At 59.4% G+C, this 20,592-nt stretch carries 20 protein-coding genes and 1 tRNA gene; 5 read left to right on the forward strand and 16 right to left on the reverse strand.

From position 1 onward, the window contains the following. Positions 1 to 250 precede the first annotated feature (250 nt). Entirely contained in the window at positions 251 to 1,099 is an 849-nt protein-coding gene (gene bla / locus AC3AYF_RS06275) for a class A beta-lactamase (RefSeq protein WP_295036723.1), read from the forward strand. Positions 1,100 to 1,711: 612 nt separating this feature from the next. On the opposite strand, the gene AC3AYF_RS06280 is transcribed toward bla, so the two are convergent. The 5 genes from AC3AYF_RS06280 to AC3AYF_RS06300 form a co-directional block, all read right to left on the reverse strand. Beyond that, positions 1,712 to 2,644 (reverse strand): DUF4238 domain-containing protein, encoded by a 933-nt coding sequence (locus AC3AYF_RS06280; RefSeq protein ID WP_365676984.1) that lies wholly within the window; start codon positions 2,642 to 2,644, stop codon positions 1,712 to 1,714. A gap of 89 nt (positions 2,645 to 2,733) precedes the next feature. Next, entirely contained in the window at positions 2,734 to 4,404 is a 1,671-nt protein-coding gene (locus tag AC3AYF_RS06285) for an ATP-dependent nuclease (protein WP_295036725.1), read from the reverse strand. A gap of 824 nt (positions 4,405 to 5,228) precedes the next feature. Beyond that, positions 5,229 to 5,951, reverse strand: a complete 723-nt coding sequence (locus tag AC3AYF_RS06290; protein ID WP_295036727.1) for a PA1136 family autoinducer-binding transcriptional regulator — start codon at positions 5,949 to 5,951, stop codon at positions 5,229 to 5,231. After that, positions 5,951 to 6,799: a glyoxalase III HchA gene (hchA, locus tag AC3AYF_RS06295; RefSeq protein WP_295036729.1), complete on the reverse strand. Its 849-nt coding sequence runs from the start codon at positions 6,797 to 6,799 to the stop codon at positions 5,951 to 5,953. Before hchA ends, AC3AYF_RS06290 begins: the two co-directional genes overlap by 1 nt. 329 nt (positions 6,800 to 7,128) lie before the next feature. Beyond that, positions 7,129 to 7,205 (reverse strand) — tRNA-Arg (locus AC3AYF_RS06300). Positions 7,206 to 7,357: 152 nt separating this feature from the next. On the opposite strand from AC3AYF_RS06300, the gene AC3AYF_RS06305 reads away from it, so the two are divergent. Both AC3AYF_RS06305 and AC3AYF_RS06310 read left to right on the forward strand, forming a co-directional pair. After that, positions 7,358 to 8,194 carry a methyltransferase gene (locus AC3AYF_RS06305; RefSeq protein WP_295036730.1) on the forward strand — a complete coding sequence of 279 codons (837 nt, stop codon included), beginning with the start codon at positions 7,358 to 7,360 and terminating at the stop codon, positions 8,192 to 8,194. Next, complete coding sequence (locus AC3AYF_RS06310; protein ID WP_487779519.1) at positions 8,194 to 9,201, forward strand: methyltransferase; 1,008 nt, start codon at positions 8,194 to 8,196, stop codon at positions 9,199 to 9,201. Before AC3AYF_RS06305 ends, AC3AYF_RS06310 begins: the two co-directional genes overlap by 1 nt. Here AC3AYF_RS06310 and AC3AYF_RS06315 read toward each other — a convergent pair. From AC3AYF_RS06315 to AC3AYF_RS06335, 5 genes are all read right to left on the reverse strand, one after another. Then, complete coding sequence (locus AC3AYF_RS06315) at positions 9,185 to 10,456, reverse strand: EAL and HDOD domain-containing protein (RefSeq protein ID WP_295036734.1); 1,272 nt, start codon at positions 10,454 to 10,456, stop codon at positions 9,185 to 9,187. The genes AC3AYF_RS06310 and AC3AYF_RS06315 overlap by 17 nt on opposite strands. Positions 10,457 to 10,551: 95 nt before the next feature. Then, on the reverse strand, positions 10,552 to 11,094 hold the full coding sequence (gene greB / locus AC3AYF_RS06320; RefSeq protein WP_295036735.1) for a transcription elongation factor GreB: 543 nt from the start codon (positions 11,092 to 11,094) through the stop codon (positions 10,552 to 10,554). Between the two features lie 154 nt (positions 11,095 to 11,248). Further along, complete coding sequence (locus AC3AYF_RS06325) at positions 11,249 to 11,668, reverse strand: hypothetical protein (RefSeq protein WP_295036737.1); 420 nt, start codon at positions 11,666 to 11,668, stop codon at positions 11,249 to 11,251. A 394-nt stretch (positions 11,669 to 12,062) separates the two neighbouring features. Beyond that, positions 12,063 to 12,923: a Crp/Fnr family transcriptional regulator gene (locus AC3AYF_RS06330; RefSeq protein ID WP_295036738.1), complete on the reverse strand. Its 861-nt coding sequence runs from the start codon at positions 12,921 to 12,923 to the stop codon at positions 12,063 to 12,065. A gap of 163 nt (positions 12,924 to 13,086) precedes the next feature. Next, positions 13,087 to 13,242, reverse strand: a complete 156-nt coding sequence (locus tag AC3AYF_RS06335) for a con-10 family general stress protein (RefSeq protein ID WP_295036740.1) — start codon at positions 13,240 to 13,242, stop codon at positions 13,087 to 13,089. Between the two features lie 735 nt (positions 13,243 to 13,977). On the opposite strand from AC3AYF_RS06335, the gene AC3AYF_RS06340 reads away from it, so the two are divergent. Continuing rightward, positions 13,978 to 14,709 carry a Crp/Fnr family transcriptional regulator gene (locus AC3AYF_RS06340; RefSeq protein ID WP_295036742.1) on the forward strand — a complete coding sequence of 244 codons (732 nt, stop codon included), beginning with the start codon at positions 13,978 to 13,980 and terminating at the stop codon, positions 14,707 to 14,709. A 283-nt stretch (positions 14,710 to 14,992) separates the two neighbouring features. Here AC3AYF_RS06340 and AC3AYF_RS06345 read toward each other — a convergent pair whose 3' ends face one another. The 5 genes from AC3AYF_RS06345 to AC3AYF_RS06365 all read right to left on the reverse strand — a co-directional run bounded on the left by AC3AYF_RS06345 (position 14,993) and on the right by AC3AYF_RS06365 (position 19,195). Then, positions 14,993 to 15,652 carry a glycosyltransferase family 2 protein gene (locus AC3AYF_RS06345; RefSeq protein ID WP_295036744.1) on the reverse strand — a complete coding sequence of 220 codons (660 nt, stop codon included), beginning with the start codon at positions 15,650 to 15,652 and terminating at the stop codon, positions 14,993 to 14,995. A 46-nt stretch (positions 15,653 to 15,698) separates the two neighbouring features. Then, positions 15,699 to 16,304 (reverse strand): SAM-dependent methyltransferase, encoded by a 606-nt coding sequence (locus tag AC3AYF_RS06350; protein WP_295036745.1) that lies wholly within the window; start codon positions 16,302 to 16,304, stop codon positions 15,699 to 15,701. Beyond that, positions 16,301 to 17,092: a PIG-L deacetylase family protein gene (locus AC3AYF_RS06355; protein ID WP_295036747.1), complete on the reverse strand. Its 792-nt coding sequence runs from the start codon at positions 17,090 to 17,092 to the stop codon at positions 16,301 to 16,303. Before AC3AYF_RS06355 ends, AC3AYF_RS06350 begins: the two co-directional genes overlap by 4 nt. After that, entirely contained in the window at positions 17,089 to 18,213 is a 1,125-nt protein-coding gene (locus AC3AYF_RS06360) for an acyl-CoA dehydrogenase family protein (RefSeq protein ID WP_295036749.1), read from the reverse strand. The genes AC3AYF_RS06355 and AC3AYF_RS06360 overlap by 4 nt, the downstream gene beginning before the upstream one ends. Before the next feature lie 157 nt (positions 18,214 to 18,370). Beyond that, positions 18,371 to 19,195, reverse strand: a complete 825-nt coding sequence (locus AC3AYF_RS06365; protein WP_295036751.1) for a manganese catalase family protein — start codon at positions 19,193 to 19,195, stop codon at positions 18,371 to 18,373. A 292-nt stretch (positions 19,196 to 19,487) separates the two neighbouring features. On the opposite strand from AC3AYF_RS06365, the gene AC3AYF_RS06370 reads away from it, so the two are divergent. Next, the gene (locus tag AC3AYF_RS06370; RefSeq protein WP_487779520.1) at positions 19,488 to 20,189 is read left to right on the forward strand and encodes a hypothetical protein; all 702 of its coding nucleotides are present in this window, start codon (positions 19,488 to 19,490) and stop codon (positions 20,187 to 20,189) included. Between the two features lie 114 nt (positions 20,190 to 20,303). On the opposite strand, the gene AC3AYF_RS06375 is transcribed toward AC3AYF_RS06370, so the two are convergent. After that, on the reverse strand, positions 20,304 to 20,592 hold a 289-nt coding region (locus AC3AYF_RS06375), incomplete at its 5' end, for a beta-barrel domain-containing protein (RefSeq protein WP_487779521.1).

Genomic DNA, 20,592 nt, shown 5'->3' on the forward strand with positions numbered 1-20,592 from the left:
GCGTCTCGCCGCGTCCGACATCATCAAGCCGTGCCAACGCGGCTGTTAGAGTCCTGTCTCGTTTCACTGCTCTATCCAATGTCCCCCTGCCTTTTGTCGGTGAGGCCGCAAAAGACAGTCGATGACGCACGCCCCAGCGTCGCTTTACATGTTGGCGTCATCTGAGGCTAAGTTGCTCGTCCACCATCTGGAGACGGGGATATGCATATGTCTTTGATCGACCGGCGAAAGCTGCTTACCGGCGACGGCGATGCTGCCGTTGGCGCTCACTTCGCTACCGACGTTGGGGAAGACGGCAAGCGCCTCGGAAGGCGACGTCCAGCGCAAGCTGGAAGCGCTTGAGCAGCGTCACGGTGGCCGCTTGGGGGTCGCGCTCATGAACGCCGCCACCGGCGAGGTGGTCAGCCTTCGAGGCGACGAGCGCTTCCTGTTCAACAGTACGATCAAGGTACCTATCGTCGCCGCCGTACTGGCACGCGTGGAGCGTGGCGAGGAATCACTGGATCGTCGTATCGAGGTAAGCCAGTCCGACTTGGGCGGCTGGACACCCATCACGGAAAAGCGAATCGGCAGCCCGGGGATGACGATTGCCGAACTCAGTCAGGCGGCCGTGGCCTGGAGCGACAATGCGGCGGTAAATCTGCTGATCGAGAGCGTCGGCGGTCCCGAGAGCGTTACCGCCTTCTTGCGCGGTATCGGCGACGACAAGACGCGGCTGGACCGAATGGAGCCGGCGCTCAACGAGCACGACCACGAAGGTGACGAGCGCGACACCACGACGCCCCTGGCAATGATGCAGACGCTGCGTAAGCTGTTGCTGGGAGAGGCGCTGTCTCCCTCGATGCGCCACCAGCTCGCGTCATGGATGATCGAAGGCAAGACCGGCGACGCCCGCCTGCGAGCGGGGATGCCGGCAGGATGGCTGATCGGCGAGAAGACCGGCACCAACGCCGTCGGCAACGCCAATGACATCGGCATCGCCTGGCCAGCGGACAGAGGCGCGGTGATCGCCGTGGCCTATACCTGGCTGCCGCAGGCGAGCAAGGCCCAGCAAGATCAAGTCATCGCCGAGATCGGGCGCCTGGCCGCGTCTGTCTAAACGCCACTGCCATGGCTCACATCCCATGAAGCCCAAACCCGGTCGCTCGCCAAGGGGAAAGTGGTTGACCACAGGAGCAGGCAAGTGCCTCGATTTTTGGCGCCATCAGGATTCTATATCCGAACTTGAGAACATGTTTTTATATATTTTCTAGGATTCGATAATCCCGATATACCTTCCGATATACCTCTCAGCCTCGAAAGCTACCCGTGTGGTTACTCATCGCACGACTCGTGGCCACGGCTCCAAGCGGCCAAGCAAGCTCACCTGAGATTACTGTGTGCCCCACAATGATCGCCCATGGGTTTTCAACTGCTGCCAGGGGTATCGATACATGTCAATTCAAGTGAGAGAACCGAGAGGGACAGACATCGGGGAGATCTTTGCCATTCGAACCAGCGTGGCGGAGAACCATCTTGCGTTCAACCAGCTCACCGAAATGGGCGTCACTCTGGAGGCCACCGCTTGAGTAGGGTTCAACAAATTTTTCCATTAACCTAATCCTTTAGACACGAGCACCTCATTGAAGATAGGTTATAGCGCTTACTGCACACGTAGCTGCGGGCTGTCAGAGAAGCTGTAGTCAGGTAGCCATCGTTACGATTGTGACTGCTAGCTCACTTGTATTCGAGGTCCGGTTTTATATCGTTCATTGTCGTCAATCATTTCCTCAGCGAGCGCGAAATGATCTTTTTCGCAAAAAATATACTGTTCGGCGTAAGATACCTGAAGACTGTTTAGGAACCTAACATTGTCAGCTGATTGAGTCATCGCGGTACCATTTTCGTAGGCCTCGCCAAGCTTAATCAAACCAAAAGTCTGTTCTAAGTATTTCAATAGATGAGGATTAGTGCTTATAAGTCGCTTAACTTTCTTCTTCGCTTCCACTGCTGACTCAGCAATCGAGGGGCAAATTAATGCGAGAGTCAGCGTCGATGACAAAGGAAGGTGAACTTGTATCCCTTTAAGCGCAACTCCTAGGTTTCCGAAAGCACCCATGTCAATGTGGTTATATAATGTCACCGGATTATCGGAGATGAAAAATGGATCTCGAGCTTCTGTCTCGTACAGAATCCAAGATTTAGCCTTCAAGTGTCTGATGGTATCCTTTTGATCTAATATCAAATTGAAAAACATTGCTTTACGTTCAGTTGATCCTTCTGAGCCGAGCTCTGATTCCATCTGATCGAGGGTTGCACCAACTTTTGACAGCTTTCCAGAAATAGCGCTGACCATGTGGTCTATGCGCATAAATTCACCATAGGATCTCGCTCTCTGCACTGCTACAAATGTGGCAATGTTTAGCCGATCTTTATCAGAGAGCCAAGCAATGTTTCGCTTCTCTATGATTCTTTTTATTAGTGGCGCAGCCTCAGTTTCATATATCCCAAGAATAGGCTCCAAGCTTGCCCTTTCTGGGTGGTCTTCAATGTTGTAAAAAGAGTTTCTAGTTGTTGCATCGAACACCGACTGTTGAAATTTTCGTTGATTAAGTTTGTCAAAAGTATACAGCTTTCTCTTTTTCCCTTTTTTCCTCGGCCAAATTTGTCCAGCAGAAAACGTGGCACCGTGTGCTGCTTTTTGACATCAGTAGTGGTTTTGAACTCGTTGTTCATTTAAATCCTCAATATGAATTATTGCTTTTGTAAGTTTGTATGAAGCGAAGCTAGTGCGGCATCTATCATCTGGAAAACATTAATGAAGCGGTTAGCCCAATCTAAGCTTTCTTCAGCCTCTGCGAGAGAAATTAGTTTGGCCTGCACTTGCGACTTATTACTATCCTTCACTTTAAATGGTTCCAGTTCACCACTAGCGTCAACTGAAAATGAATCGAACCATGACGGATGTTCTTTATGAATAGTGATAATCCAATCGTCAGGAAAGAGTCCTTCAATAGCAAAGCGTGAACGCACTGAGACAAAATTCCTGTTTGCATCGAATGGAATTGATTTTCTTCCAAAATAAGCTTGCAGGTTCCTTCTCTCTTGCTCTCCTGCCTCATCGCCATCAAATACTGTCACACACGCGTATTCTTGCTGGATAAATTGGTAGGTTGCCCTAAGGAAACCCGATAAGTGTTTAACACCTCCAAAGTCCTCGAACTTTGATTGCCGAACAGAGGAAAAAGGGTAGTTAGCTTCTGGCAGTTTATCGAGAATCCATCCAAATATTTCGCGGTCTGTGGGACCTTCCACAAACACGTTAAAGATAGCCAGGTTATAAAAATCGCCAAACTTAATCCCGAGCGCACCTCGGATCGCAGATACTGCCTCTGAAAATGTTTTGTAGCTTTCAATTTCTGTTCTGTTGTTTGAATTCAGACGTGTGCCGCTTACATGATTTGGGTTTTGTGGAACGAACGCCATAGAGTGAGTGGTTTTAATAACGGTTGAATCTTTAGCCAAGTTGTCCAGAATATAATTGCAATTCGCGGCAAGGTCTGGATGCAAATAAGATTCTGGCTCTTCGAGTAACCACAAAGACTCTCGCCCCTCCGATTTTTCTTGTTTCGTGATCCATCGAAATGCCGCTAGAAGCGCCGTGGATTGAATCCCCATTCCTTTCTCGTGTATTGGCGTCTTTTGGGGATCTGAGATCATGAAGTCAAAACCAGAAACCAAAGCTTCGACAGATTGGCCTGGCAGCGAAAAGCTGGCTTCGTACTCCGAAAGTTTAGCACTCTTTAGCTCGTTATTTAACGCATTCGCGGCCTCATCCAAGCTTTTATTTATTTCTGAAAGATGCGGCTCGATTACCTTCGACACTTTGCGGCGAAGAAAAGGAGTTAGAAGATCAAAATAGATTTGATCAATGCTTTTTGCAGAAGGTACATAATGAAGGCTAAACATGTCAATAAGGCGATTAAGAAGGGCTATGTGGGTTCGAGAATACTGGGCTGCTTGTGCACTAGGCTTCGGCCTTTTAACGTTAGGGAAGAAGCTGTACACTGGCGTGTTAGCATCAGTAAAGTAAAGAGTCAGGTTTAGCTGGCTGCTAGTTCTCGCGGTACCCTGTAATTGGTGCAGCTCGTCGATGCTGTCATAGATTTCTCCTTCTGTTTCGGGGTCTCCATCAAAAGTTGCAGTAATGCTGGTTCTGGCTTTTCCAACGCCAAATGTCAGATCGTTCCCCCGCTTGTAGCCATATGTGTTTGCTTGACCTGTAAATAAAACTTGGATTGCTCTCAGGAGATTGGTTTTTCCAGAATTGTTAGGTCCGACCAGAGTCATTCTGCCGGGTATCGAAAAGTGTTGTTCGGCTTCAATTGATCGAAAATTACGGACGCGAATTTCAATTAGCTTCATTATTTTTCCATTGTCTATTTCTGTTTTTCTGAATACTAGGTGGCGCGTGTATTTTCGCTTAACTGAGCGCGTTCGATCAAAAAACCTGATGTCCCAGCCCCAGCACATCATTTGATAAATTTTGGTTATATTTACGAGCTCGCAGCCTTTGCCTGCATGTGCGCTGTGAGTCGGAATCTGTCAACTTTTTTAAACCCTGTTAGAAACACTTTTATATCAATTTGCCATGTCCCGTTTAACTTCTCTTTCAAACGTCCCCCGTCTTTCGTCGGGTAGTCTGCAGAACGCATCATTTCGCACTATTTCTTCGGGCCCTTAATCGGGCCGCTGCTCCAGCACTGGCGCGACTTGGCTTCCTCTGCAACGCTGCATCAAAACCAACCCATTTAGCGCGCAGGCGGGGCGGGGAGTCGACAGCGCGCCAGCGGTGCCGGCGTCAATCCCGCCGATTCAGGCCTCAGAAACGGCAACGGCCAGCCTCCCTGTCGCCATATAGGAACACTTAGCACGATTCAGGCTTTTTAAGGAATCCTCTAATCGCCTAATGCGCATGGGAGTGTCGCGTTTGAGTACGTCTCTCTCATTCACGACCGGCAGTAGCGAGTACAACGGCATAAACCGTATGAATCTTTAGGGCTGTGTGAGGGTACATAGGCACGGCAGTGGCCAGGCTCACAGCCGTTTTTCACCCAGGTGATTATCGTCCCGTGATGCGGGCCGAGAGCGGAGGGAGGGGCCAGCGATGGCAGGGGGGTAGAGCCTTTGTGCTGTCGATAGTGTCGTTCGAGCATCGGGAGCTGTGGCGACGGTCTGATATTCCCGGATCAGGCGACGATCTCGCCGCGGCGTATCGCGATGCTGATGGCTTGGGCCGTGGTCGTGACGCCGAGACGTTGGCGGATTCGCCTCAGGTGGTTTTCAACGGTTCGTTCGGAAAGACCGAGTATCGCGGCGATCTCGGTCTGACGACGGCCGGCGGCGATCCATGTCAGTACTTCACGCTCGCGGCCGGATAGACTGCGGGTGGCGCCGTTCATGGGCGCTTCGAGTAGTTGCCGAGCCCTGAAGAAAGCGGCGTTTGCCACCAGCCCGATGGCGAGCCTTGCCTGGGGTGAGGCGTCGATCGTCTCTCCGCCCAGGCTCATCGCGCCTTCGAGCCCCAGGGGGCCGAACACTGGGACCTGGATGCCATTGAGCCCTGGCCCACGGGGTAGGCGGACCACACGATAGCGCTCGCCACTGACATCGGTCGTTTTGGTCCAGAAGAACGGCTCACGCGCTTCGAAGATATGGCGAGTCACCGGGCAGCGGCGGACATAAGTTTCCGCGTCGACGGTCTGCCCGTCGCCGAGCCAGTCGCCCTCGACCCAGTAGATGCGCTCGATCAGGTCGTCGCTCGAGGTGGAAGCCGAGAATAGAACGAAGCGGTCATAGCCGAACTGTCGGGCGAAGGTGCGCACCTCCGTCTGGATTTTCGCCAACGTCTCAGCGCCCTCGATAGCGAGGGCGCTGTTGATGGCCGAAGTGGCCGGCGTGGATGACACCATCAGCCAGCCAGCTCCTCGAGCATGACCTGGGCTGCCAGCTTGCCCAGGGCGTTGGCGGCCAGCGGGCTGTCACCGGTGATCAGATGGCGATCCCGGTGGACGGCACCGGAGATGTCGTCATTGATGATCTCGAAACCCAAGGCCTTCAGCTTCTCGCCGAATTTCCAGGTCAGGTGGCCTGGCATGTAGCCGATGTCCGGTGTGGTGGCGTCGAGGGAGTCCGGGAAAGCGCAGATCTTGTAACCGCGAAAGATGTCGCTGTCACCGACTGCCAGGAGGGCTGCCGGGCCGTGGCAAAGCGAGATGACGAAGCGATCCTGGTTGGATGCCCACTCCAGGGTGTCCCGCACGTCCTGGCTTTCGGGCAGGCCGATCAGCGCGCCGTGTCCGCCCGGAATGAAGATCGCCGCATAGCCATCCAGCCCATCCGCGACGACATCGGCCAGCTTCAGCGGCTGCTTGAACTGCTCGTGATAGCTGCCGAAGAAGCGCTTCACCTCCTCGTCTTCGGACGGCATCGCCCAGTACTCGAACTTCACCGGATTGCCCGAGACCGTGGCCACGTCGAAGGAAAAGCCCGCCTTGTCGAGATGGTACATCGGCAGCAGTGTTTCCACCGGGTGGTTGCCGGTGGAGAAGAAGCTACCGTTGTCGGTCAGCAGGTAGCGCTCGTCAGCCCCGATCATCAGGATTTTCTTGTCGCCCTTGTAGGGATTGGGGTAGTCGGCTCCGCCAAGGTCGGACTTCGGCGCGGTGAACTGGCTCAGCGAGTAGGGCGAGGGGAAGAACGCGTTATCTTCCGCCGGGTCGCGCTGTGGCTGTTTGTCGGTGGTGTTCTGATCGCTCATCGAAGACTCCTCAGGTGTACGGGATGTCCAACACAACCTATCTCGCTTATGACCGCGCAAAAATGCGGGATATCCCTCAACGCTGAGGCGCCTGCTGTTCTCGAAGCCTGGCTTGGTCGTTGCGGTCTTGGACGGGGCCGGGGGCCTGCCGATGTACGAGTGGCGATCGAACCGCGGTCAGCTCAGTGAGCCTGCTTCCGTATACCAGCCCCTATGTACCAGCCACTACCTATGTACCAGCCACGATAGGGAGGGGCGAATCGATGGCGATCGCAAGCCTATGATTGAGAGCGCTTTCATGGGTTCTTGGAAACATCGGAAAGTCGATCTGGTGCCCCCATCAGGATTCGAACCTGAGACCTTCCCCTTAGGAGGGGGACGCTCTATCCAGCTGAGCTATGGGGGCGGAGGGCGTGACAGCGCAACCGCTGTGCATCGAGCGACGCATAGTATAAGCGCCGGATTCGCCAAGATAAACCCGCGGTAGCCATTGCGCCGGGACGCTCCGCGTTGGCATTGGTACAATGCCGCCTTCCCGATTCGAGCCATCGCTATCTCATGCCTTGTTCTGATGACTCCGCCTCGCCCTCGCGGCACGGCAACGACATCCCCGTGGGGCAGGACCGGATCTTCGACGGCCTGGCCGACAAGTTCGCCAACAGCCTCTACGCCACGGCGCGCGGCCAGATCCGTCTGGCGGTGCTCGACGAGGTGCTGTCCCACTCGCTGCCGCTGGATGGGGCGCCCGCGCTGGATGTGGGCGGCGGCCTCGGCCAGATGAGCGTCTGGCTGGCCGAGCGGGGGCATCGGGTCACCCTGGCGGAACCGTCGGCGGACATGCTGGCGGAGGCGCGGGCCGGCTTCGGCAGGCTGCCCGTCCAGACATTGCAGGCACCGATCCAGGCGTTGCCCGAACTGGCGCCGGGGCCGTGGCCATTGATCGTCTGTCATGCCGTACTGGAGTGGCTGGCGCAGCCGCGCGAGGCGTTCTCCCTCCTGAACGCGTTGCTGGCGCCGGGCGGCCGGCTCTCCTTGATGGTGTTCAATCGCGATGCGCTGCGTTTCTCCAACGTGGTCAAGGGCAATCTCGATAAAGCGCTGGAGGATCGGCTATCGGGTACCGGGCGACGCCAACGCCTGACGCCGATCTCACCGCTGACGCATGCCGATATCGAGCGCTGGTGTCGGGAAGAGGGGCTGGTGATCGAGGGCGTCGCCGGCATCCGGATCTTCCACGACTATCTGCGGGAACGCTCGCCGAGCGAGGCGCAGCTCGCGACGATCATCGAACTCGAGAAGCGCTACTGCCGGGTCGAGCCGCACTGGCGGCTGGGGCGCTACCTTCACTACCTGATTCGACGTGCCGACGGCACGAACCTCGAGGAGACGTCTTGATGGCCACGCAGTCCCCCGCGAGCCAGTTGCTGGCTCGCCAGGATGCCGATTATCGCGGCTGGCTGTGGGTCGCGCCGCCACGCGACGGCTGGCTGGAGTCGGGCGAAGGGCTGGTCTGGAGCGCGGACCTGGATGTGTGCACGGCGTGGCAGCGGGCGGGTCGCCCAGCCTATGGCGCGCTGACGCCGCCACCCTCCGAGGTGCCGGGGGCGGTACTGTTCTGGCCCAAGAGCCATGCGCTGGGCGCGTGGTGGTTGACGGCGTTGAATGCGGCGTTGCCAGCCGGCACGCCGCTGCAGATCGTGGGGGAGAACCAGGGCGGCATCAAGCGTGTCCCCAAGGTGCTGGCAAGCGTGGACCAGACGTGCCGGAAACTGGACACGGCGCGCCGCTGCACGTTGTTCGCCACCCGGACGGCGGCGGGCGCCGTCGACACGGAATCCGCCTGGCGGACATTGACGGTGGATGGCCTGACCCTGGCGACGCATCCGGGGGTCTTCGGACATGGCAAGCTGGACGACGGCACCCGGCTGATGATGGAGGCGGTGACCCGGGCGCCGCTGCCGGCCTCCGGCAAGACAGTGACCAGGGCGCTGGACGTGGGGTGTGGCGACGGCATTCTGACGGCCTGGCTGGCCAGACAGGGGTGCGAGGTCACGGCGGGAGACATCAACGCGTTCGCGGTCGAGGCGACCCGCCGCACGCTGGCGGCCAACCGGCTGAGTGGCCGCGTCGTGCAGAGCGATGTCTACGATCGTCTCGACGCCACCTTCGACGCCATCGTCAGCAACCCGCCGTTCCATCAGGAGCGCGCCATCGATTACGGGCCCGCCGAGAGATTGATCCGGGAGGCGCCGACGCATCTCGTCGGCGGTGGCAGCCTGACACTGGTCGCCAACGCGTTTCTTCCGTACCCCGAGTGGTTGCGGGCCGCCTTTGGCGATTTCGAGGTGCTGGCCGACGATCGGCGCTTCCGGGTCTATCGGGCGATCAAAGCCTGGCGTTAGTCTGCAGCTCCCTCATGGATTGCAGGGCGCGCTGATTCGCCTCGCCAACGTCCGAGGCCTTGATGCCCAGCGATGTCAGGCGTGCCCAGGGAATCTCGTTCCACTCGCCGCTCTCCAGCCGGATGGCGGTCTCCAGCAGCGTGCCGACCGGCCCATCGTGATGCAGCAGGGCAGCCGAGATCGAAGCGTGCAGGGGGAGCGATTCGACGAGCTCCTCCAGAGGGCGATTGAAAAAGGCTTCCAGATAGGAGAACAGCCCCGAGATGAAGGCCTTTTCGGCCAGGTCCGGGTCTCCGACGGCCAGTTCGCGGCACAGGCAGGCGCGTGAAAGCGCCAGCTGCTGCAGCGATTCCGGCTTGTCCTCCATCTCCGACAGCGCCAGCAACGTCGCCAGGCTGCGGATACGGTGGGTGCCGATCAGGGCCACGGCCTGACGCAGCGAGGTGATGTTGATCTGACGCTGGTACTGCACGGTATTCACCAGCCGCAGCAGTCGTACGCCCAGCGTCGGGTCGCGTCCGATGGCCGACGAGATCTCGCCCACGCTGACCTTGGGTTTGTTGAGCGTCGCGATGAGCTTGAGGATGGCGAGGCGATCGGTCGTGACTGCGGCCCCATGAACGAGCTGGGGGCGAGCAAGGAAGTAACCCTGGAACAGATCGCAACCGGCGTGCTGGCAGCGCTCGAGGTCCTCCTCCGTCTCCAGCTTTTCCGCCAGGATCCTGATCTTCGGATAGTGTCGTCGCAACTGGCGGACGATGTGATCGAACCCTTCCTCGCTGTAGTGCGGGTACTCGAGCTTGACGATATCCACGAGCGGCAGGCAGGGGTGGGTGGCATCGGCTTCGGCATAGTCGTCCAGCGCCAGCGTGAATCCCCGCTGCCGCAGCAGTTCCAAGCGGTCGCGGATGGCGTCGTCGAACGGCATGTCCTCGAGGAGCTCGACGACCAGCCGGGAAGCGTCGAACGGCAGGTCGTCGCTCAGCGTCTCGGCCGTGAAATTCACGAACAGCGGCTTTCCCTGGCTGACCGTGTTCAGATCGCCCTGGGTAAAGGCATTCAGCAAGACCGTGCTGGTCGCCCGGTTGCCATCGAATGGCGTCGGCATGGGGCCGCCATCGGTGGGGCGGAACAGAAGCTCGAATGCGACGATGTCCAGGGAGGCGTCGAAAATCGGCTGTCGGGCGAACAGGACCGCCGGTGCTGGGTGTTCGGAAGCCTCCTGCATGGGCTGTCCTCGGTGGGTCTGATTCATGTCGATTCGTTGACGCCATGGCGGTCGAGTTTGTCTATCGACCGCTACGCCACTTTCTGAATCTCCGCTGATTCATTCGAAGGTCTGGCCGCTCGTCACTGGAGATCGCGATCCGTATAGCGAATATCGGTCACGATATAGTGTGTCTCGCCGCCGGGGGCCGCGACCACGACGTCGTCGTCCAGCGCTTTTCCCAGTAGCGCCCGGGCCAAGGGCGCATCGACGCTGATCCAGTGCTTGGCGGTGTCGGTCTCGTCATGGCCGACCAGGCGCACGCAAAGCTCCTCTCCATTGTCGTCCTCCAGCGTGACATAGGCGCCGAAATAGACCTTCCCCGTATCCGCCGGCAGGCGGTCGACGACCTGCAGCTCATCCAGGCGCTTGCGCAGATAGCGGATTCGCGCGATGACCCGGTTGAGTTCCTTCTTGTTATAGGTGTAGTCCGCATTTTCGCTGCGGTCACCCAGGGCAGCGGCTTCACCGACCTTGGTCGATAATTGGGGTCGCTTGACGCGGGAGAGATGGTCGTGAATCCCCTGGAGCCGATCGAATCCCTGTGGCGTGATCAGGTTGCTCTTCTTTTCCTGACGCGGATCCTTCTTGGGATCGCGCCAGCGGGTCATGTTTCGTCCTTGCATCGAGGTGGCATCTCCAACGGCCTGAGGATGGCGGTAGCCTAACGCGAATGCCGGCATCATCGCCACGATGCCGGCACTCTGCCATTGGCCTCGAGACCTCGCTCTCAGCCTGGTCGTGATCGTTTAGTGGAAAAGAGTCAAGAAAGAGGGCGGTTTAATCTGAATCAATTTTCGCCGGAGGGAAGTTGTTCATAGATTTTTCCCGATGTCTCAAATGCAGATCACCGGGCGACTCGATGATCTGAAGATCCGGGAATAAACCCAGGACACGGAAAGCCTTGTCGAACGTGGTCAGTCGTGTGCTGATCTCGATATCGAAGAAATTCCTCGCGCTGGAAGGTGTCAAGTCCATGACCCGGAAGAACTCATCGCGCGACCACCCCTTGTCGATCAAGGCGTTCGATATCTCGACCTTGAGTCGTGTGCCGAGCGGTGGGTGCCAGAGATTGTCCTCATCTTCCGCGCTGGATGTCTGAGGAATGAATTCAGCCGAGGATAGATGGCTCCCGATGATCAGACTCAAATTCTTGACGCTCAAGCGAGACAGGTCGTCCAGTTCCTTCGACGTGGCCACGAATCTTGGCAACTCCCGACACGTCGCGATATATCCGGCTCTATCCCTGGAGACTTGGATCTTGTATCGCATCTTTTTCCTGCTCAAGCCGTTTTCTTGCGGGTTATTATTTTTTCTAATCTAGGCGCTGCTTTTCACCAACGCCATAATATGGGTTAGTTTTTCCCTGGGAATTGAGAAATTTGGTTCTTTTACAGGAGCGGCCTGCCGCTCGAAAAGGGGAGGGCCGACCCCGGTGGCATTTCGCCGGCGCAGGGCCATACGGAGTGGATCTGGTTCAGGACCGGCCCGCTTTGGGGCTTGGCAGGCGTGCGGGCTGAATCCACCGATAGATCCTGGCTCGGGATTCGGTAGTGAGGGGGTGAACGAATTGCTTCATCGCCAGGTGATCTTGCTATCGTCTACCAGGCTGCCCCCCATGGGATAGCGCATCCCGAGCGTGCGCGGACCGCCCCCGCCGGCTGCCATGGCAATGGTGGAGGTAGGCGGTGCCAAACCCCGATAGGGCCAACAGCCCAGCGTAATCGGTGATCTGGATGTCGCGCGAGTCTCTGTCCCGGGTCAAAAGCCCCTTCGCCTCGAGCTGGCTCAGGCATCGGCACACATGGACATTGGTCATGCCCAGCAAGTCGCCGATGACCTGCTGGGACAGGGGAAGCGACAGGTCCTTCAGTTCAGCGCGCGAGAAGTTGAGGCGTGCGTGAAGCTCCAGAATGAAATAAGCGAGCCGACTCGTGGCATCGCGACTGATCAGGTTGTTCAACCGATCCGCCATGATGTTGCACTGATGTATCGTCGTAGCGAGCACGGCATTCACCAGGCTATGGTCCTTCTGCATGAGATGATCGAGCTGCGACTTGTGCAAGGGGATGACCAAGCCTTCCGTCAGCATGATGACTTCATCGAAGCTTCCACCGGCGTGATGGTCGCGCAGGCCGACGATCTCGCCGGGCAGGTAGAGATCGATGATCTGGCGATTGCCGTCCTCGCTGACGCGGCAGGAGCACGCCCAGCCATCCTGAATCGCCAGTAGATGACGATTGTTCAGCTCACGGTTCTTGATCACGCTACCTTTCTTGAACCGACGAGGCGCCTGCTGCAGTTCAGCCAAGGTTTCGCGGTGGTCGATCGATAACGGGGTATGGTGAGAGAAAATCTCGAAATATAGCGAGTAGTCGTACCACGCTTGAGCGTTTGCAGAGACGCGCCGACAGGGATCGTGCGATCTGCTGGTGACTTCGGCTAACGAAGACATAGTAATCTACCTCGGTCGAGGCCCTGCCAAGAGACCTGGCAGGGTTGGTTTCAAAGCTTGTCTTTGAGAACCGGTTTCGCCTGATCGGCCATTGGCTGGTAATGGCCAGCATGTCGTCGAACAGCGCCTTGGCGCTGCCTCGGTATGCCGGAAAGAAGCGCACTCAGTTGCCCTGGATCTCGCCGCCTTTATGACCCGCTTCGGACACCCTCTTCGGATCGTTCTTGAGGCTGCCGGAACTCTCCTGGCCGCCATCGTGGCCGGCTTCGGCGGCCTTCTCACGACCGTTGTGGAAATCACCGGGATTATGATTAGCCATTGCAGAATCTCCTTTGAGATTGCAGAATCTCCTTTGAGGCTGTCGTCTGATAAATCCTTTATCAGATGTCGGGCTTGAGCCGTCACTGGCAATGTAGTGAGCCTGAGTGGGCTTTGTCAGGCCCATCATGTTTTTAGATGTTATTAAATGAATTTCGGAAACGCCGTTCTATTATCGCGTTCGATATGGGCCGCTTTTTTGCTTCGTATGTACATGATTTGCACCATTTTATTTTTATATATCCGCTATTTATCGTGGGTTATATATTAAAATGGATTTCTCATGGTGCTCATGGGCAGTGCTGTTTTTCGCTGTTTTAGAAGGCTTTTTCGGCACTGAAGTCAAACCCTGTCCGGTAAAGTCAGTTACAATTTTCCTGGGGGCGCTTTATCAATTGAGGGGCTCCGCTCGAGCCCATCCTTGCCCAGTGCGGGAACAAGGGGAGACAGGTAGCGATGCCCGGCGTTCCGCGCCGTGGCGGCCTATCTGATGGTCCGGCTGGCGGGATACCTGCTACCCTGGCAGCTGGCCGCCAATGCCGTAGCGTCCCTGGGCCGCTCGATACCGCGTTGCTGGTGGCGATGCGGCCCGGCCTTGGGCTAAAAGGTTCGGTTGTCGTCGTGTCCAACCCCGCGTAGCGTCCGACAGGCGTGTGCCATCAGGAGAGGCACACCCCTTCGGGTCGACGGCCCGGTTCATCCAACCATGTGGAGGGATACCCTATGTGTTACTCCAATGCTTGATTACTGTTTCAATCGCCTTGCCAAATTCACGACGCTATCCGCTGAAGAGAAGAGCGCTTTTCGGGACGCCATCGATAACGAAGTCAGCTATGCCCGAGGGGAGAATATCCTTTCTGCTGGCAAGGAACCCACGACGATTCATGTCATCTATCATGGCTGGGTCAGTCGATATAAATTACTCGATAACGGTCGTGAACATATCATGGCCTATCTCATCCCCGGAGACATGTGCGATATCCATGTCACTCTGCTCAAGAAAATGGATCACTCCATTCGGGCAGAGACGTCGACGACCGTTGGCACCATCAGCGAAAAAAGCATCAACCATCTATTGGGACATTATCCCAACCTGGCCAGGGCACTGTTCTGGTCGATGATGGTGGACGAGTCCATCACACGGGAGTGGGTGATCAATCTGGGCGGGCGTTCGGGCGAGGTCAGGATCGCTCATTTTTTCTGTGAGCTATTTCTTCGCAGCCAGGCGGCGGGGCTCACGAGGGAGAGTAGCTTTCACTTGCCTATCAATCAGATAAAATTGAGCGAGACCATGGGATTGACACCGGTGCATACCAACCGCGTGTTGCAGAGCCTGCGCCGGCAAGGCCTCATCGTCACGCGGAACAGTACGGTTGAAATACCCGATTGGGAACGTCTCAAGGCATTCGCGGACTTTTCAGACGACTATCTTCACATGAATTTGCTGAACGAGAGCCGGGAACCGTAGCAGGGAGTGGTTCTCCCCATCGGTTAACCTTTCCTTGCAAAACATAATGTATTTTTACCGGTATCTTAAAATAGATGAATCCTGCTTTTCCCGGGCAAGGTCATACTGCAAGCGTCAGGACGACGACGAGCCGGTATTCGACGCATCGAGCGGAAGTGTCGAATATCGGAATGCCAGGGAAGGCGCCGAGGCCCTGACAAAGGGATTTGTCAGGGCTTCACCTTGCTCGATGTCCCGGCTCGTGATTCGCGCAGCGCGACACGCGGCCCTTCCTTTTTCCGTTTCAGGATATCCCCTGCTCCAGCGAATTCAGTAACGCTCCCATGCCTTCAGGCGCCCTGGCTTTGCGTCGCGAACTGGTCTTGACGCGCATTCCGTGTAGCCAGTCGATGGTAAAACCATGCTGCTTCAGCGTGCCAATGAAGCGGACGTCTTCATGGGCGACCAACGGAGCGAAGCCCCCCACCGCGAGATAGGCAGCGACACTGACGCCGAGATTGGCGCCATGGATATGCTTCCCGGCCGTCACGGATCGACGATGGGAGAGGTATCGCCGGCGGAGTTCCGTCGAGAGCGTCGCCCAATCGAGCAGATGGACGCCGCCGCACACCGCGTCGGCACGACTGGCGAGCTGTCGTACCAGCCAGTCCGGCTCGACGATCGTATCGGCGTCGGTAAACGCCAACCAGCGCGCGCCCTGGGCTATCAGCCAGCCTGCGCCGTTATGGCGGGCAAGCCCCACATTGGTGTAGTCGACTTCGATGGTGTGGACGCCGGCCTGGCGGGCGATCGCCGCGGAGCCGTCACGACAGGCATCCAGCACGATCGCGATTCGAACGGGCTCGGATTGCAAGGCCGGATGAGCGGCGGCGACCTGTAGCGAGGCGATACAGGCGCCGAGCATCTCTTCCTCGTTGTGTGCGGGTACCACGATACCGATCAAGGCGCGGGACTCCACAGGGCTGGGTATTGCCGGGATGTCGCCAGCGTCATCTCGACTCTCCCGCCGGCACGCTTCCTGATGCCTCCCCGGACCACAGCTCGATGCGAAAGTCCGGCTCGACCAGGCTCGACCTGGCGGCCAGCCCCAGGTGCTCGTGCAGACGCTGGTGCACGGCATCGCCGGACCGGTAGCCGTCGGCGAGGGGGGGACGCCAGTGGCAGGCGATGAAATCGCCGGTGGGCCGAAGCGCGCATCGTAACGCTTGCACCGTGGTCGCCAGCGCCGCCTCGTCCAGGTAGTAACCTATCTCGCTGAAGACGATCAGGTCGAAGGCGGCCACGGGCAGGGTGGTGGGAAGCTCGCGTCGTTCGAACCGCACGTGATCGAGATGTCCGAGCCGCTTTCTGGCGCTGGCCACGGCGCTGGCGCTGGCATCCCAGCCGGTGAAGATGTCGCAGCGCTGGGCCAGCTCCGCGCTCAGGGCGCCGACCGAACAGCCGGGCTCGAAACCGTGGTGGTAGCGTTCCCGGGGCAGCAGGGCGAGGGTCAAGGCGCGCTTGCGGGCCTCGTACCAGCGGGTGTCGCATCCCCATGGGTCGGCCGAGTCGACATGGAGCCGTTCGAAATGGGCCATCAGCCGGATATCGCTCATGCCAGCACCACCTCGTGGTCCTGCATGAGACGGGAGAGCGTGGACGACGACAGGACGGCGGGCCGGCCAGTCGACGGGTCGGATTCGCACTGGCTGGCGTGCTCGATCATCGCCGCTCGCTTGCGCGCGAGTTGATCGTCATCGACGGTAACGCGCCGGGCCCGGTGCCAGGGGACACGGCTGTCGCCAGGCTCGGCCCAGTGCCACATCCAGATCGGCAGTTCGACCAGCGCCAGGCGGCGGTCGTCGGCGAGCCGGGCGCAGACGCGCCCCGTGGCCTCATGGTCCGGGTGACCGTCACCTCGCCAGGTGGTGACGAGGACGTCGTCGGGCCGCAGGAGTCGATGCAGGCGATAGGCCAATTCATGGCTCTCCTCGCCGACCCGGGTGTCGGTGAGGTGCAGCCGGATGACGTCCACCTCCTCGAGACCGAGCCGCGACAATGCCCGCCGGCTCTCCTCGGGGCGTATCCGTCCCAGCCGCTCCGGCGGCCAGGCGGAAGAGCCGGGGTGACTGCCGGTCCCCTCCGTGACCGCAACGATCAACAGCTCGCGACCCAGTGCCGACCACTGCTGCAGCAGCGCGCCGCAGCCGAGAATCTCGTCGTCGGGATGAGGGGCGACCACCACGGCGCGGAATCCGACGGGTACCAGCGTCCCGGCATCGACCGCGGGAAGCGCCGAGAGTCCTTGCCATTGCCGCCACTCGGCGAGCAACGTGCCGTCGCCGACGATTCGGCGGTCATCGGCGGCCGAGGCTGTTTCGGATCCCACTGCGTCGTCATTCATGACATCAATCTCCATCCATGGTGAGGGGGGACGTCACCGGGGGCCGTCGCCTTGTTCTCCTGGCGCCGCTGCAGCAGGTCGCGGCCTATCGACTCGAGATCCCGCTCCGCATGGGTCTGGCGGACGAAGACCGGCAGGTCCGCCATCATCCGGGCGAAGGCCGCGTCGCGGCAGTAGGGCGCGGCGCCCAGCGCCCGCCCGGCGTGCTCGATGATCGTGGCGACCATGTCGTCGATCGCGGCCCTGACCGAGAGAGCGAGAAGACGGGCGTTCTCTTGCGGATGAGCATCGACCCAGGCGGCAGCCTCGCGCAGCCTCGAAGCGCCGTTGTGCAGCGCCACCTCCACCATGCCGAGATGGGCCAGGCGATGGGGATCTTCCGGGCTGGCTCCCGCCAGCAGGGTCTCAGCGATGCGCCGCGCACCGCCCCACCAGCATGCCGCAACGCCGATACCGCCCTGCCAGAAGCCGGGGCGCCGAAGGTAGGCTCCGGGATCGCCGACCAGGGTGGCCTCGACGTTCTCGAACTCGATCTCGACGCTGGCAGTGGCGGCCATGCCCACGGCCGACCAGCCTCGCTGGGTCACCTGAACGCCGGGCCGGGAGAGTTCCACGGCGGCGAGGCAGGGGGTCTCCTCGAGCCAGCCGGTGACCAGGGCGTGAGTGACAGCGTGCGCCCCGGAACACCACGCCTTGGTGCCGTCGAGAACGACGTCGCCACCATCGACCAGCGCTCCCGACCGTTCGGACGCCGGCCTCAGCGTCAGGCGGGCGAAAGGCGGCTCCGCCGCCCAGACGCCCCAGCGTGCCGTGGCGGGATAGCGGCTGGGCTGGGATATCTCGGCGAGAATCGCCAGTGCATCGGTATGGCCCTCGAACAGCTTGGCCAGACCGAGATCGAGCGCGGCGATGTCCGACAGATGTTGCCATCGGGCCAGCGTTCTTCCCTGTGCGGGAAGATCGAGCCGGTCGAGTCGCGATGCCACGAGATGCCGAAGACGTCGCGCCAGCGACTCGGGATCGGCGGCGGGACAGGGCCAGTCGACGGTCAATCGTGGCAGCCAGTTGGCGGGATCGCTATCGGGAGGGGGGAGTGTCTTTGCCACCGTCGTCTGGGACACGGCTACCTACCTCGTCAGGCGGCTGGAGCCGCCACTCATCCATGAGAATAGTCGCTACCGGCATTTTCACCCGGCGTGGAGAACCGCGATACGCCGGGTCGAGCGCCCACCCTCGGGAGTGGGCGCGTCACGGGAAGCGCTGCCGGGCGATCTTCGACTACATCTGCTCTTTCTGAGCGCCGGAGTGCTCCCTGGCCTTGCCCAGCGAAGGAACCTGTCCCTCCGGTTCCGGCTTGTCTCGTGTCGAGTACTCCCCTCGGCCATCCAGTGAAGGTCCCCGGTTCCAGCGCCCCTCGGGCGCCTGCTTGTCGGTCAAGGTATTGAGATAGTAGTAGGAGTGCTCGGTGGCCTCGTGAGCTTCCGGAGTCGAGTTGGGGATCGGCAGGTTTTTCTCGAAACCGCCCAGCTCCTCGATGACCGCGAGCCACTGCTGCTGGTGATAGGTGTCGCGAGCGATGAGAAACGACAGGAAGTCCCGCATTCCCTTGTCGTCCGTCCAGTTGTACAGGCGGGTCGCCAACACGCGACCTCCCGACTCGGCCGCGACATTGGCCATCATGTCCGCGGCGACGTTGCCGGTCGCGTAGACATGGCTCATGTCGAATGGAACGCCGTTGGCGTTGACCGGCATGGCGGAAAGCCCGGACGACAGCAGGTGGCGGGGATTGGCGCCGCCGAGGATGGCGTTGATGATCGGATCCTTGGCGGACTCTTCCTGATAGGAGACCGGCGCTCCCTCCAGGTTGAGCGCCACGGCATGACCCAGCATTTCGATGTGGGAGAGTTCCTCGGTCGCGGTGGACATCAGCAGATCACGGATACGGTCGTCTCCTCGGGCCCCCATGGCCTGGAAGAAATACTGCATGGCGACGCGAATCTCGCCCTCGATACCGCCGATGGCCTGCTGCAGCAGCATGGCGAATTGCGGGTCGGGCTTGTCTACCTTGACGGGATATTGAAGTTTCGATGAGTGCTGAAACATGGGTCGTCTCCAGGAGAGAAGGTGGTCGGTTCCTTGACGCCTCCTGAAGCTAGTCGAATCGGATAACGGTGGTGGTAACCCAGATTAAGAAGGGCGCGGAATCGGCCGGACTTTTCATGTGGGTTAATCCTCGAGGCAGAAAGAGGCGGAAAAACGTCATCCCGCCGCCCGTCCTCGCGCCGTGGACGGGAACGGGAGGTCGCTATCGGGCCAGCCATGCGACTAAAACCCTATAGTGGTGAATTCAAACGCTCGTTAGATTGCAACGATGGCCCGTTCAGGAGTGGCACCGATGGCTCTTTCAGGTATTGCGGCAATGGAACGACAGTCGTGGCAGCGCTTTTGCTGTCACCGCCCCTGGCGCCGGCCGGTGCTGCAGGTCGGCTTGGTGCTGGCTCTCCTGTTCGCGGCGACCGCCGCCGTGGCGCAAACGCCGGACCCGACCCTGTTCTCCCTCATGCAGCGGTGGGGCAACGTCGAATACCAGATGCAGGGCGACGCCCGCATGAAGGCGTTCGAGGACCTGGCCAACGAGGCCGATGCACTGGCCAGGAACCAACCGGACAACGCCCACGTGCTGACGGCCCAGGGGGTCGTGCTGGCGTCCTACGCCAAGGCGAAGGGCGGCCTGGGAGCGCTGGACCTGGCCAAGCGGGCGCGCACGGCGCTGGAGAAGGCGATCGCCATCGACCCTCAGGGCGAGAACGGCTCGGCCTACGTGACGTTGGGCGCGCTCTACCAGCACGCGCCGGGCTGGCCGATTGCGTTCGGCGATTCGGACAAGGCGCGGGAGCTGCTGCAGAAGGCGGTGGGTATCCGGCCCGACGGCATCGATACCAACTTCTACTATGCCCAGTATCTGGAGGACGAAGGCGAGCATGCCGAAGCGCTGGAGTACGCACGGCGGGCCGTGGCCGGGCAGGCGCGAGCTGATCGCAGCTCGGACGAGGCGCTGCGCCGGCAGGCCGAGCGCTGGCTCGCCGAACATCGGTAAGCCGGTGCCGCGGGCATCGTCGCACGGCGCTCGCCAGCTCCAATCTCGCCAACTTCAATCTCGCAAGCTTCAATCTCGCAAGCGTCAGTCTCGAAACCGTCAATCACGAAACGTTCAATAGAGTTTCGCTTTCAGCAGCGGCTTGAGCAGGTAGTCCAGCACGCTGCGCTCGCCGGTCTGGATATCGACCTGGGCGATCATGCCGGGAATGATCGGCAGGTCCTTGCCATTGTGCGTCAACGAGCCGCTTTCGGTGCGGATGTAGACCTTGTAGTAGGACTCCGTGCCCCGGGGCGTCTCCTCTTCTATGGTATCGGCGCTGATCTGCTCGACCGTCCCCTCGAGATCGCCGTAGATCGTGTAATCGTAGGCGGTGATCTTGACGCTGGCCGGCATCCCGGGC

It is taken from the genome of Salinicola sp. (assembly GCF_982684285.1).